Genomic DNA, 16,068 nt, shown 5'->3' with positions numbered 1-16,068 from the left:
CGCCTGTGTGGGGTCTTGTTCGCTTCTTTGTCAGGAATGACGTTGTCTGGAATGGCTTGGGGCGAAGCAGGGCAAATGGATTTTCGCAGTGCGCAGGTTGTCACACCGGCTCAGCAGTCGGTGCGCTATGTGCTCAGTATCGAGCAGTGCCCGCAGTTGGCCGAAGTCTCGGTGAACGGCCAGGCGCTGTCGCTTTCAGAGGCCGAGCCCCGCGACGACGGCGCCCAAGCCTGCGAATTCGGGGTCACGCTCGAAGGTCCCACTCGGTTCGAACCCTCCGCAACCGTGGTCGACATCACCGGCCAAACTCACACCCATCAGGAATCCTTCGCGTCCGATCAAGCGTCTCCCGAGTTGTCTCTCGGCGAGGTATCCATTGCAGGTGATGCTCAGGACCAGTGGCTGGAAGTCCGTTTTCAGGCCAGTGACGACAACGATGTCCGCTATGTCCAGGCGGACATCAAAGGCCTCAGTGCCGCGACATTGGCGGAGACCGGTGGTGTCGTGGAATTGGCCGCCAAGTCCGCCTTCGCGAAGACCGATGGCCTGCTGACCCTCTACCCCCTGTCAGACGACCAAACCACCTTCCTCGCACGCATTCCGCTCACCACTCAGCTCTCTATGGCCCAGATCCTTCACGACGGCGTCGTGATGGTCGATGCCGAAGTGCGTGACGCCTTCGGTAACCGCCAGGCTCTGAACCAGATCGCCTTCACCGGGTCGGATGTGAACGAGCAGGTATTGGGTCTGTCCTCCCAACCGGCGGATGTCGTGCTCACCAACGCGTTGGAGCGTCGCCAGCTGCGGGCGGTAGTCCAGTTCGAGTTCCGCGGTGAGGTGGTGCTGAACCACAAGGCACCGGGGCTCAGCTTCGAGTCGTCCGACCCGAGCAAGGTTCTGGTCACCGAAGCCGGTGTGATCTACCCACTGGCCGAAACCGAGGGTTCACCGGTAATGGTCTGGGTCCGCTACGGCTCGGCGGAGCCGGTGGCTGTGCCGGTTTCGGTGGACTACAGCAAGCAATTACAGGCGTTGCAAACCGAAGAATCCACGCTGGTGTTGCCGAGCCTGAATCATTTATATGAGTTGCCGGTCTGGCAGGCGGTCTTTGACGACGGCAGTACGGCCACGCTGGACCCGGACGCACCGCTGAATTATCACCTGCCGGACTGGGCCTCGGACTTGGTCGAAGTGCGCTCCGGCAAGCTCCTGGCCACCCAGGCATTGAGCGAGCAGAACCCGGTACCGTTGACCGTGACGCTGGACGGCAGCGGTCTGGAGGCAACGCTGTCGATACAGGCGACCGACGCCCCGCCCGAATTGTCCCTGAATGTACCGGCCAACATTGAAACCGGCCAGGTACTGACGCTGACCGCCCAGGTTGAAGACGATCTGGGCGTCAATGATGTTCAGTTCTTCATCAACGACCAGGTCCTTGGCCGGGTCAAGAACGCACCCTATCAAATTGAAGTACCGGTCGCCGAAGCGTTGGCCGGCCAGTCCTTGTCCGTGGTGGCCCGCGCGACCGATACCGCCGGCCAGGCCGTACAGACCGAACCCCAAACCCTGTGGGTGCGCAAGCCGAGTACACCAACGCCGCCAACCTTCGATTGGGTCTCGCCCGCGATCGGGCAGGTCTCCGTCTCCGGTACCAAGGTGCCGGCCTTCATCGAAAAGGACCTGGGGCCGATCAAGTCACCGGCTCAGAGCGCGATCAGCAAAGTCGACTACCTCCTGGATGGCGACAAGGTCGCCACGGTGCGGTACCCCGCCATGGAAGTTCGTGAGGTTGGAGAGGGCAAGGAAAAAGAAGAGCATTTGTTCGAGATCTGGCGCGTTCCGTTGGATGTGCCGTCGGTCTCCGTGGACGAGACATCGGTCGCCGTCAGCGCGCTGGTGCACGGCCACAACGGCGGTGTCGCCAATACCGACGGTCGTCTGCTGAAAGTGGTGGCCAACGAACCGGCTCAAATACAGTTGGTCACTCCGGTCGAAGGACAGTCGGCGACCGTGGGTGAGACCGTTCAAATCAAGGCCCTGGTGGCCGATGACGCCCTGGCGTATGGCGCCGAGGCGTTGTTGTTGGTGGATGACGAAGTCACGGCAACACGTTACCTGGAAGCGGACCCGCAAACGCCGGGTTCCCGGGACGTGGCGACCGTACCGGTGAATTTTGAAGTACCGGTCGAGGCTGACCGTCTGGGTGGACGTATCGACATTGCCGTCCGGGTGGTCGACTACCACGGCCGGCTCTCCCAGACCGATCCCCGGTCCGTGGCCATTAAGGGGGATCAACAGCCCACGGTTTCATTGACCTCCCCAATTGAAGGGGCGGCGCTGGTGTCCGGCCTGCCGGTCGAAATGCGGGCCAATGCGGAGGACGACCTGGGCGTGGACCGGGTCGAATTCTATGTGGATGACGTCCTGGTCGGTTCCGATGAACACGCCCCCTACGCTTTTATTTACGAGACCGAAGAACAACTGACTCAGCCGTTGACCCGGGTCATGAAAGCCGTGGTTGTCGACACGGCCGGCCAGACGGACACCAGCAATACCGTCTCCGTCTCTGTCGGGCCGGACATGGAACCCCCGGTCATCAATTGGGCGTCTCCGCAATTGACGGGCACCCACGCGGGCTCGGAACGGGCGGACGTGGTCGAGAACCGTGAGTTTGTGTTGAAAGTTACCGGTTACGACAATGTCGGTGCCACACGGCTGGAAGCGACCGGCCTGGCTCGGGTGAATGGCGGTCTGGTGCTCACCGGCGCCGAAGAGGATGTACTCGGCGGGGACGAGCTCTCCTTGCAGGCCATTCCCGGCGCCCTCAATGCGTATTCTTCGTTGATACGGGTTACTGCGCCGTCCTTCTCACTGCCCGAGGGTACCGCCCCCGAGGAATGGGATGAAAAAACCGAGGATGACCGTCCTTACCGTTCCTTCCCCGTAACCGTCACCGCCTACGATGAAGTAGGCAATGCGTCGACCGTCTCCGCCGTCGTGGCTGTGGTGCCCAACCAGACGCCGACCATCGCCGAAGCCAGTCTGGATCAGGACAGCTATCTCGCTCGGGATACCCTTCAGTTGAACCTAGTGGCTCAGGATGACATCGCGGTCACCGATGTCACCGTCAGCTGGTTCGATGAAGACGGTTCCCTATTGGTGCGCCAGCAACTGAACCAACAGGCCGGATTTGTGCCTCGCCCGTTGATCGGCGAGACCCTGTCGCTGAATCTGGCCGAGCAGGGCCTGGCCAACGAAGCCCGGACGCTGACCGCCCAAATCATCGCCACCGACACCTTCGCCCTGTCGTCGGAAACCACCGAAGTGACCGCTCACATCCGGCCGGATGATACCGGTCCCAATGTGGCCTTCCTGTCGCCCACTCACGGTCGAACGCTGCTGTTGAACCGGGACTACACGCCCAAAGTGCGCCTGGTCGATGAATCCCCATTGAAGTCCGTCGTGCTAAAAGACGGCCAGGGGCAGGTGCTGGCGGACGCAACGTTGACTGCCGGGCAGCGGAAGGCGGAGATGGCGTTGGGCCGGCTCAATACACCCGAAACCGGCGAGCAATGGGAATTGACCCTGGAAGCGCGGGATTATTGGGGCAATATCAGCACCACGTCGGTGAGCGGGGCCTTGAAAGCCGACGCTCTGCCCACGATCAGCATCCGCACGCCCGCGGCCGGCAGCCGCTATCACGAGGGCGAGTCGTTCGCGATTAATGCTCTGGCCCAGGATGACATCGGGGTGGATGCCGTCACCCTGCGTGTGTTCGACGGCGGTACGCTCTTGTCCGAGCAAGCCCTGAGTCGACACCAACTGGAAGAGGGCGGTTACGCCCGGTTCAGTGTCCGGGCACCGCAGCATACCGGCCAGGAGCGCTTCGAAGTCGAGGTCCGGGACACCGCCGGACAAACTGCGACCGCACCGGTGGATATCGAAATACTCGACGATGAAGAGGCGCCCGAGCTGGCGCTCTTCCAGCCGACCGGGCCGCTGAGCGTTCAGCCCGGCAAGCCGATCAAGATCCGGGGCGAGGCCAGTGACGATATCTGGATTGATGAGGTTCGTACCCTGCTGATCGATGAATCCGGCAATGAGCTGGTGATGCCCTGGCGCAATCTCAGTCGCGATGGCCGGGTCGAGGACGTCAAGGTGCCGAACCCCGGCACGCTGGGCGGTATCACCGTCGGGTCGCGTTACTGGCTGGATTTTGACGGGTCCATCGGACTGCCCCTGTCGATGATCCACACCCACGTCGGTCAGACGTTGCAGTTGATCGTCGACGTACGGGACAACGGCGTGAATGTTACGCAATCCGAGCCCATCGAAGTGCAGGTGCTGGGCGACGAAGAAGCGCCGACCATTTTATTCGAGGATGTGGCGCAGTACGTCATCGAGCAAACGCCGTTCTCAGGCTCGATACACATCAGCGACGATTTCGGCATCACCGAGTACAGCCTGACCCGCCAGTACCAGGGCGAGGTGGTGACTCTGGGTGAAGAGTCCGGCCTGCAGGAAAAGTCCCTCGATCTATTCGAACGCATCGACCCACTGTCACTGGATTTTGTCGGCGATATCGAGGAAACCCAGCGGTTCGTATTGACCGTATCAGCGACCGACATCGCCGGTAACGAGGCCTCGGAAACAATTCAGGTCGTGGTCCATCCCGATGGGCCACCGGAAATGACGCTGGTGGGAACCGATCCCGAGTCGGATTACCGCCAGGGTAGTGTCGTGAAATCGTTGGTCAGCATTGAAGATGACTATGCCTCAAGCGATGATCGACTGCGCTCCCTTGTATTGCTGACTAGCCTGTCCAGCGAGTCGGGCTATGGTCTGACCACCACCGAGGACGGGTTATTCGCGCAATTGCCGGATATTACCGGGGATCTGTCGATACATGCCAACGGACGAGTGTCCGCCATGTTGGCCGCGACGGGGGAAGGGTTGAGCCTGCAGGCTATGAGCTCCGCTCCGTCTTATTTGAACGTCAGGCGTGCCGGCGCTGCGGTGCCGCTGACCTTTGAAGTAACGCGAACGTTTTACGACGATTGCGGTCTGGTCACCGAGACTGAAACAATCACTTCCCAGGACGGTCGGATCTCGTTGACCGACCCCCAGAACCGACCCCTGACCGCTGTGGACGTTCGCTTCCAGTCCGGTATGCCTGAATGGCTCACCGGTGTTCGTTTGGACCGCTCCAGCTTGAGTGCTTTGAACGCCATTCGGGTGAACAACGAATCCTCGTCCATTCGCCAGCGTCACCAGTTGACCTGGTCTGTCCGACAGGACGGCGCTGTTCACAGCCTGACCCAGCCGAAAGTGAGCAGCAGTGCGTCAGCCAGCGTGCGCCTGGCGGACGGATGGTTTATTCCGCGCTCCCAGCAGCAGTCCGTCCGATTGATGGGTGCCGCTGTGGATCGTTTCAGTCAGGACAGACCCGCGCAGGTTCTGGCGGAGTTGGCTTTGTGGCGGTTGCAGGCGGATGACACCCTGCCGGAATTGACTGTCGAATCCCCGGCGAATGGCCAGACAGTAGTGCCCGGGCAGCGATTGGATCTGAAACTCAATGCCTCCGATGACAGCCGCATGCTGCGGTCGATCCGGGTCCGCGATGGACAATCCCTGTTGCATGAATCCGGCTGGTTGGCGGACAGGAACGACCACCACTACAGCATCGATGTACCCAAAGACTGGACATCACCCGAGTACAGTCTGTCCGTTACCACCGAAGATGCCTCCGGCCTGACGGCGGACGCGTCGCTATCGTTCCCGGTGCGACGTAATCACGCGCCGGCGGTGGAAATGAAAGCCTTCAAGTCCTACCGTCAAAACGGTGTCTGGCGCAAGCGCTACACCGATGCGGCCCGGCTGAATTACGGTGAATTCTGGGTTCGCTACGGCGAGCCTTTCGAGATGGATTTCGCGCTGAGTGACGATGAAGCTCTGATGTCCGCCCGTCTGTATCGAAAAGGGGTGGATGGAAACTACATCGGGGCGCCGCTGTTCGAGAAAACCTGGCCCCACCAATGCGGTACGCCGGTAACCCTGCAAAGCGGTCTGTCGATTGACGTCACGTTCAACCAACCCGATGTGACCGAGTATGAACTGGTGGTCAAGGACTACTACGGCCATACCACCACTCGCTCGTTCCTGGTGCATCCACTGACCAACATGGCTCCGCAGATCCAGATCGTCAGCCCGGCCGACGACCAGATGCTGGTCGCGGGCAGTCGCTATATCCGCATGTTGGTCGCCATCACCGATGACCGCATGTTGTCTGAGAACAGCGTGTCTGTGCGGGTGGATGGCCGATCGGCCGAGATCCTGTCTAGCGAAATGTTGCCGGTGAATTCGGCGGATGTGGACGACACCCGACTGGACCAGAGCTTCAACGCCATCTACGACACCATAGAACGGGTTTACGGCGTGGATATGGCCAAACAGTGGGGCCGACCGGACAGTCTTTATGCGCGGTTGCGTGAAATCGTGCTCCGTGTCGATGGCGGGTTGAGCAATGATCGTGAGACGGTGACTCTGTCGGCCAGCGTGACGGACTCCGACAAGGTCCACACACGGCACGGTATCGATCTGCAGCTTCAACCGGATGACATCCAGCCGGAAGTCTTCCTGCGCCAGCCGGAGGCCACCTATGGGCCCGTGGAAGGTTCCGACTTCACGCTCGCGTACCAGGCCTATGACAATACTCAGGTCAAACAGATCGAGGTCGCAGTGGCCTATGGTGCCTTTGCGGAAGCGGGCGATCCATATACGCTGACCGACTATGACACCGTCCGCACTATCACCGATATACCCGAGGAAGATGCGGATACCCGAACCACCTCGCAGGTCGAAACACCGCGTTATTCGAACGTTCAACACACGCCGCTGCTGTCCGAAATCGCCGATATGACCGGCATACCTCATGCCGACATCGAGGGTGCGGCTATTTTCGTTCGTCTGCGCGCTACCGATGCCTGGGGCCACGAGACCGAATCGGAAGCCTGGTTCAACATTCGGCGGGACGAGCCACCTACGGTTGATTTGGTGGAGCCGCACATTGGCGCGACCGTGGTGGAGCAGACCGGTCTGTACGTGAATGTCCACGCGTTCGACGATGTTGGCGTGGCCGAAGTGCAGCTGGTGGCCGAATACGCCAATGGTGATACCGCCTACCAGCAGATCCTGCGTCAACCGCCCTGGCAATTCGAAGTGCCGATTCCCGAGTTCGATGAGGGGCAGGCCGACGCCAATGCGGTCACATTGAAAGTGAGCGCCCTGGATACCTATGGCGATTCCACGGGTGATTCCTTGCACCGGGTCGATGAGCCGCCCCGCACCATCAGGATTACCAAAGACCAACCGCCTCAGGTCACCATCGCCCAGCCCCTCGACGGCGCGACCGCCATCGAAGGTCAGCACGTTCTGGTGCAGTTGAACGCCATCGACGATGTCGGTATCGACAGCGTCAATGTCGAAGTCACCGGTTTGATTGGCGGCAGTCGCACGCTGACGGACATGGTGTACCCCTATGAAATGGTGCTGAGCATTCCTTATGGTCAGGCCGGTACGCCGATTGAATTGTCCGCCAGTGTCACCGAAACCCGGCCGTCCGGAGAAGCCCGAACGGTTGAGTCGCCGCGAACCGTGCAAATCGAGGTCACGGCCGATACCGACGCCCCGACCATTACCGTCGCCAAACCGTATGAATCCGGTACAACGGTCACAGAAAAACGGGCCATGCCGTATCAGGTCGCCATCGACGACAATGTGAAGGTGAACGTTGCCCGGGTCCATCTCGCGGTCGATGGCAATCTGGATGGCGTCTATTCGGAAGACGAACGAATCCGATCGCAAACCCTGTTGCAGGCGCCTTATAACGGGCAGATCGGCATCGGGACCATCGAGGATTACTGGACCGGTGACGGACCGGAGCCCAATCAGTTGCCGTTGCAGTTCACCGTGGTCGCGGAAGACGGCGTTGGCAACCGGAGCGAAACCTCACGACCGGCCATGCTGATTCGCAATGCATTGCCGGAAGTCACGGGCATCCAGTTCCTGGATAACCGGGGCAATAATCTGGGCGGTGTCGACAGCCTGACCGAAGGCCGACCGGTGCGTATCACCGTGGCGGCCAACGACCCGGAAGTCGGCGTCGATTCGGCCGAACTGTATTTGGCCACCGGCACCGACCCGCAGGACGCGGACTACAAGCGCCTGGGCACAGATGGTGCCGCGCCGTTCGCCTTCGATTACGTCGTCCCCGCGGGCGAAGTGGGCGAAACCTTGAATTTCCGGGCTCGGGCGACGGATATGGACGGCTATCGTTCCGAACTGTCGCTGGTGCGGTCCGTGACCATCGATGAGGACCAGCCGCCGGTGATCGAGATCGTCAAACCGGCCAATGATCAGTCCGTGGTTATCGACGGGCAGGACATTGAGATCTACGCCGAAGTGTTCGACGACCTCGGGCCGGATGGCATCGACCGGGTTGTTTTCCATGTCAACGATCGGCCACTGTATACGGCCTGGTCTCCGGTGGGCGAGCAACTGGGTAGCTATGCCCAGGATCATATCTATCGCGGTACCTTCTCCGCACCGGAAGGCGTCGATGGCTTTTATGTGCATGCTGTGGCGTACGATCGTCTCGGGCATGAAGCCCAGTCACAAACGGTTCTGATCGGTTCGATCCGCGACACCGTGGTACCGCAGATCGAAAACCTGCAACCGCTGAACAACGACGTTCTGACAGCCGGCGACCCGGTTCGTTCCGTGGTTGGTGTGGTGGATATCGGCGTCATCGATCATGTTTATCAAACGTGGACGCGCGAGTATCGCGGCGCGGATGGGGCCTGGCAGACTCTGAACGAACGCACCTTCGAATTGTTCCGTGATGACGCGCGTGAACCGGGTGACGAGACACCCGTCAGCGATGAACAGAACCACCGGACCATCTACTGGGCGGACATCGTTGCCGGTAGTCTGCTGCAGCGCACCGAATGGCCCAATGAACGGTTGCGCATCACCACCGACGTAGAGACGGAACATCACGATGTGTCCTCGGAAACGGTGCACGAAGTCGGTCTGAGATTTGCCGAGACGCGCTACATGGCACCGGACAACAGCCAAAGTGGCTGGAACAGCGCCAAGGAAGTCTATTTCAGCTCGGTCGGGCAATATCGCGCCGCCGACCGCAAAGGCGCCATGATGGCGGCCTGGTCGACGTCCGACCCGTTTTGGCTGGAAGAGCAGCATCTGACTGAAGCGCCGGAACGAATCGAGTTCAGCGGGATCGGGATTCTCGACAGCGTCGATGAGAATCAAAGTGCCGGTGACGGTAATTTCTTCGCTTATTCCGACTTGCTGGCAGGCAGCCAGGAAATATTCGCCGGTACTATTGGCGATATGGATGCGGAAGCGGACCTGATTGTTGCCGGCAAGTCTGGCAGAATCAACGAAGAGGCTTGCCCTCCGATATCGCCATTCCCGAAAGGCTGCAGTTTTATTACGAAACTGGAAAGCCAAATCAAAGATGACTGGATTGCCGGTTCTTCTCTGGAAGGCACCGGTGAGCTCTACTACGACAACACCGGTGCCGAACTCCTGTTGTTCACCCAGCGCAATGGTGATGGTCAATTCGGCCTGCCCTATTTGCTGGCCGGCCGTGTCGACTTGCCGTACAACACCGTATTAGGCCTGGATCGTATGGACAACCTGGTGCTGGTGGCCAACGGCCATGGCGGCATCCAGGTTATCGACATCTCCAACTTCAGCGCGCCCTATCACGTCGGTTACATCAAGCCCTATGGCTACAGTCGCGATGTGGTCATCCAGGGTCGTTATGCCTACATCGCCGCCAGCCATGAAGGGGTTGTTGTAGCCGATATTGCCGACCCGGCCATGCCTATTGTGGCTTCGGTGGACACCACCGGCGTCGCCAGTCGACTCTTCCTGAGAGGGGATCGGCTGTACGTCACCGACATGGCCGGCGCGGGAAGGGTCTCCCAACTGAATATTGTGGACATCAGCAGTCCATTCACGCCGCAGGTCATCAAATCCGTCGAGTTGGAACCCAACCGCGAAGATTTGGTGAGCGACGGCGTGTATGACGTGCTGGTTACCGGCAACAAAGCCTATGTCACCGTTCAATATTCCGACCAGGAAGACAAGCCCGCCCAGTCGGTGGTCGAAGTGATCGACCTGAGCCAGATCGACGACTATACCGTCGACAGCACCGTGCCGGCCGTGGTCCAACGCGAAGCCTCCGAGGCCGCCTTGGGAGCGCACGACATCGAACTGGCTCGTGGTGGTGTTCAGGTGGCGTCCGGTACCGGTGGTATCAAACGCCTGGAATTGACCGAAATGACTGTCTTGGCGGTCACGCCCGAGGACGGTCTCGACCAGGTTTCCCCCAACCTCGAAAGCATATTGGTGGAATTGTCCGATCCAGTGAGTCTGGATCAGCAAGCGGACGCGCATCTGAAGGTTATGGCCGGGGATGTCACTCTGGGAACCAATGTCACGGACCGGTTCGATATTGAATTCCCGGTGACGGATGACGACATTACCCAACGTCACCGCATTGAATTGACGCTGAAAGCGGGCGAGGCGCTCGATACCCATCAGAAATACACCGTCGTCGTGACCGAAGGGCTCGAACCGGCTGCCGGTGTGGCATTGAGCAGCGATTTCACCAGCCGCTTCTATACGGCAATCAGCGATGCCTTACCGCCCGAAATCGTCTCTATTTGTGCGCAACAGGTCCTGGATGAAACCCAGGTGTGTACCGCCAGCGGTGGCATCGAAGGCGGGACCAAGCTGGTTATTCTGGGGCATAACTTCTCCGATGCCCCGACCCTGACGTTGGGTGGTCAAACCCTGGTTGTCGAATCCGTATCCACCACGGCGGATGGACTGGACAAAGTGGTCGCCTCCACCGTTCCCAATTACGCCGGCCCCGCCAGTGTCGAAATCGAGAACAGTGCCGGACTCAAAGACTTGGTTATCGGCGGCTTCACCTACGTGGACCTGCTGCGTATCGACTTTATCGACCCGGCCGTGGTGTCGACGACCCAGGCCGGCGAGAACGATCTGACCCGCATTGTCGGGCTCGGCTTCCAGCCCGATGTCACGGTACGTGCATGGAAGTCCGGTCAGCCAGAAACGGCTCAAACCTTTACCGTCGACGGGGATGTCCTGTCACTTTACAGTGCCGAGGAAATGCGCTGGTCGGTCCCCGATTTCAGTGACGATCAGGGCGGTTATCGTGGATTCGTCGATGTCGAAGTCACCGATGGTTTGGGGCGGCGCTATGTCAAACCCAAGGCGCTGTTTTATGGACGGCTGGACGTCAACCGCATTTTGGAACCGGCTGCACCGGATGTCGAGGATTTGGAGTACCTGGACCCGACCGAGTTGCCTCCGGGTGGCATCGTCGATTTAGCAACGGACACCAACCTCGATCTGCTGTACGTCCTTGGTCAGCCACTGGACGACTGGTATAACCCCGAATCCATGCCGCATCCGAACCGGATTACGCACATCGATACGATGCGCAAATTGTATTACCCGGGTTGGATCAGCCTGGTGCATTACGATCGGTCCAACATCGGTCAAGCGGCGCCGATGCACCGCCTGGGTTACTACGACTTGCCCAAGGACACCAAGCCCAGCTCTTTGGCGCTCGGGGGTGAGCATCTATATGTATTCAGCCGAGGCATTAACTTCAGCCTCATTGGAACACCCCACGAAGGTAATACCTGGCTGCATGTGCTGAATCGGGTGGACACGCTTGAACCTCTGCCCGAAGGGGAGTCGACGGACCGCGGCATTCTTTACGAGATACCTCTTCCGTTCTCCAATCCGGTGAGCGACGCCATTGTGGTCGGCCGCCTGATGGTAGCGGCCGAATCCGATGGGGGGCTGGCACTGATCAGCCTCGCCAATCCGTCCAAGCCGGTGGTGATCCAGACCATTGAGGAAAAGTCCATCGGTGGCTCCAGGCACCACCTCGATATCGACCAAATGGAACATCGCGATGGCTATCTCTTTGCCGTATCCAATGGCCAGCGTCTGGTGTTCGATTTACGCCGTCCCGGTCTGCCCTTGGTTCATAGCAGCCCGATGGAGTCGAAGAACCCATGGCTGGCACTTTTTGATAATCAACGGGGCATCGTTCAGGACGCTGACGATGACAGTTTGGTCTTCAGCGAATGGACGTCCAGTGAATACCTGAGTGAAAGAGCGCGTTTCACAACAAATGGCTTCGAGATACCAGGTGATACCCAGGCGTTGAATGCCTTGACCACATTGGTGGCCAAGTTTGACGTGACCGAGCGCAAGAAAAAGCCGGATCAGGCCTACCTGTCGCTTATTGATCGGAGTGAAAATCAGGAGGCGACGCTCCTGGATGCCGTTCAGGTTGGTAAGACGATCGAGCTCTATAAGCCTTTCCGATCCAACCACCTTTTGACGGGTGACGGTCTTTTCGCGTTTGCCGATGAGTTCTCTCCGAATGAGTCCCGTTTGGTCATAGTCGACACTCTGATCAGCGATCTGGTGTCAACGACGCCTCATGCGGGTACGGTCGGTGTCAGCCTGGATACCGGTATCGAGATGACCTTCTCGTCACCACCGCCGGTGACCCAAGGCGATCTGACAAGCTATGTGGAACTGGTCGCGCTTGATGGGTCTGAGTCCGGCTCGTCGGTATCATCCACTTTGAGCATCGCTGAAGGCGACGATCAAACTCTGATCATCCAGCCCGATGCGCTTTTGGACTCCAATACCCGTTATCAGGTTCGCCTGAAAGGAGAACCAGGCAGCCGACGTACCCGTGGTTTGATGGATTTCAGTTGGTCCTTTGAAACAGGCAACGATGTCCATGACCCCTTGGACGTATTGAACATTGCCCCGACCGCGCTGACCGTGGATGGTGGCCAGGTTTCTGTGGACTTGGCCAATGCCGTCAGTCCAGCTTTCTTTATAGGTGGGGAAGGGGTATCCATTACAAGTGTTTCCGCCATCGAAGGCGGGCAGCGATATGTTCTGGAAGTGCCACCGAGCACCGCCGGCAGTGCGGAATTGCTGATCAAGGACAGCAACGGTCAGACCTTGTCAATTCTGGGTGCGATTCAATACCTGGAACCCTTGACCCTGACGCGGTTGACACCGAATCAAGGCAGCCTGAATGGCGGCAATGTCGTTACCATCATTGGTGAGGGGCTGCGCCAGGAAGACGGTCTGACCATCCGGTTTGGGGATCGTACCGCTACGGATTACAAACTGCTGGATTCCGAACGACTCCAGGTGACCGTGCCTTCAGGACGACTGGGGCGTGTTGATGTGACCGTGGCCTATGCGGACGGTCAGACCGGTACCCTGAAAGGCGCCTACGAATACGTACAGCCAAGTCAGGCGTTGATTGAGGGTATTTCCACCATTTATGACGCTCGGCTGGACCCGAGCAATACCTACCTGCTGGCGGCGGCCGGAAACGATGGCCTGGTGGTCTTCAACATCGATGCCTCGACCTACACCGCCAGGCAGGACCGAGTATTCAATCCGGACGATCTGTTAAAACTGATCGATGAAGACGAGGACGGCCAGGACGACCGTATTTTAACGCAGGTAGAATTGCCCGGCGGGTACAGTGCCGTCGGTGTTGAGCCTTATTTCGAACCGGGTGTGGATCGAGCATTTGTGACCGGTGTCAAACCGGGGCATCCGGCCAAACTGTTTATCCTGGCGTTCGATGAACTGGATCTGACCCGAACCACCTGGGTACGCGAACAACGGCTTACAAGTACCTATGCGCGTGGGCTGACGGTCAACGATGATCGCGTGCTGGTCGCCAATGGCTCGGCCGGCCTGACCATCGTTGATGGTTGGTTGCACAGCAAGACGTATGTTTCGCAGAGCGTGGGCTTGCCGACAAGTCTGCCGGCTCAGGACGTTGACGATTGGGTTTCAGAAGACCGCCTGATGGGCTATGCCGCCGTCGTGGCGGGGGACTTTGAACTCAACGGGAAACCGTCCGATGACGTCGATACCCAAGCGACCGGTGGTTTCCACATCATCGGATTCAATGCGGGATCCGGCACCGAGGTTGTCGCTTCACTCGACCAGCCCGCCAGTCGAGTTGTGGTCGAAGGTCATTATGCTTATCTGGCTGCCGGAAACGATGGCCTGGTGGTGGTGGACATCGCCGATCCTGACCAGCCACGCATTGTCAGCCGGTTCAGTAAGCCGGGCTATGTCTATGACATCGACGTACAGGGTGGTATTGCCTACCTGGCCACAGGCGAAGGCGGCACCCGCCTGGTGGATGTGACCTCTCCGGATCAGCCCTTTGTGCTGTCCGGTACAACCGGTATGGATGCAACTTCCTACGTGGTATTGGCCAGCAACTATGCGTCCTACTCCATAGGGAATGGCGCGGTCGGCGTTACCGGTGACAGCACCCTGAAGGTCCATGGAGTCGAGCCCGCTCAGGGGGTTCTGTTCCCGGATGGCCAAGGCCGATACCGCACTCTGGTTCGGTTCAACAAAAGTATTGAGGGCGCATCCAGCAACACCGACCATTTCCGCTGGATCGATTCCGACGGCCAGGTTTTACCAGCGGAGGTTGTCCTGGAAGGAAACGATGCCGTTGTCTTACTGGATCGGGACACCGCTCGTACCTTACCGTCCGGGGAACGGCTGGTATTGGAGGTGGATGCCGGGATTGTCAGTACCGACGACAGTGGATTTGTGCTTTACGAATTGGAAAGCGACCGGCAGTTCGAATTCCAGGTGCAATCGAATGCCTGGGCTCAGGTTGAATTGCACAACGTAGTGCCACGTCGGTCCCTGGTTAACCAGCCCCGTACCCTGACCGTAGGAGTCTCCGGTGTACCGGCGACAGCTGATGTACGCTTGTCGCTGGATGGAATCGACATTCCGGTGGTTGAGCGCATGCAGGACAGTCAGAACGACGACCATGAGTTGTTGATCGTTGAAATGCCTGCCATGTCAGCCCCCGGTTTGTATAACCTTCACCTCGAAAGCTCTTTCCACGGCATTACCCAGCTAACGACGCTGGAAGGTGCTGTGGCCATTGACGACGACATTGCCATTCATTCGGTCACCCCCGCTTGGGGCCCGATTCAGGGTGGCAACTCGGTCCGGATCACCGGGTCGGGTTTCGAACCCGGTACGAGCGTAACTGAAGGGCTGAGCGCGGTAATCGGCAACATTCCGATATCGGGTATCACTGTCTATTCCACCAGCCAAATCGAAGTGCATATGCCACCGGGCGTGCCCGGAAAGCATGCGCTGACGTTGGAAAACCGTTACGAGCAGGAAACCGAGAAAACCAATGCGTATGGTTTCGGCCTTCGACAACTGGCTGTCAGCCATCCGGAAGCGGTTAATCCGACCCGGGTCGAGGTGGACGCGGAAATCGGCACAGCCATAGCGACGAGCGGCTATTACAAGACACACAAGACACTGGTGACGGCGCATGACGTCGGCATCAGCGAAGCATACCGAGCCGTGGTCTTCGATGTTCAGGATCCGAACCGCCTGTTGCTGGTGGGGGGCAATACGACGTTGCCAACCGGCAGCGAAGGTGACCAAATGATCGCGGAAGCCTTGGCCGTCAATTCCATTTTCGAAAAACAGCAACGCGGGGAAACCCTGACTTCGGAAGAAGAGACGTTGCTGGACCGGTCCGATCAACTGCAGCTGCCCTTGTCCATCGATTCCGTCGATCTGCAATCCGTCGTTGAAGTGGAAGAAGGCGTAGAGCGCAAGCGGCTGTATGTAGCTACGGGTAACGGTGGTGTCGCCCGATTGAATCTGGACGAGCAGAATGGATTACAGTTACTGAACCAGGAAAAAGGCGAAGCACTGACCTCTTCGGTGGCTGTATCCGATCAGTTGTTGGTGTCGGCGGAGCTTGCGGCCGTGCCCCCAAGTGGTGCCAAAATTCCTCCTTGCGGTTTCGTTTCTGGAACCGACAGCGGCCATCGCATCCGGATCATGAACACCATGGACCTGGATGATCCCATCCTGATGGAT

Annotated in this window: 1 protein-coding gene (only partly in view); it reads left to right on the top strand. The window is 59.0% G+C overall.

The genetic code is table 11. The annotated features are described in order from the left end of the window. Positions 1–75: 75 nt before the first annotated feature. Positions 76–16,068 carry part of the coding region annotated (locus IE111_RS12255) for an Ig-like domain-containing protein (RefSeq protein WP_194523969.1) on the top strand (this coding region is incomplete at its 3' end). The annotated region continues 16,683 nt past the right edge of the window, so 15,993 of the 32,676 annotated nt are shown.

Origin of the sequence: Saccharospirillum salsuginis, assembly GCF_014651855.1 — a bacterium.
In the GTDB taxonomy this organism is placed as follows: Bacteria; Pseudomonadota; Gammaproteobacteria; order Pseudomonadales; family Natronospirillaceae; genus Saccharospirillum; species Saccharospirillum salsuginis.
This window is presented reverse-complemented; position numbering and strand designations above follow the sequence as displayed.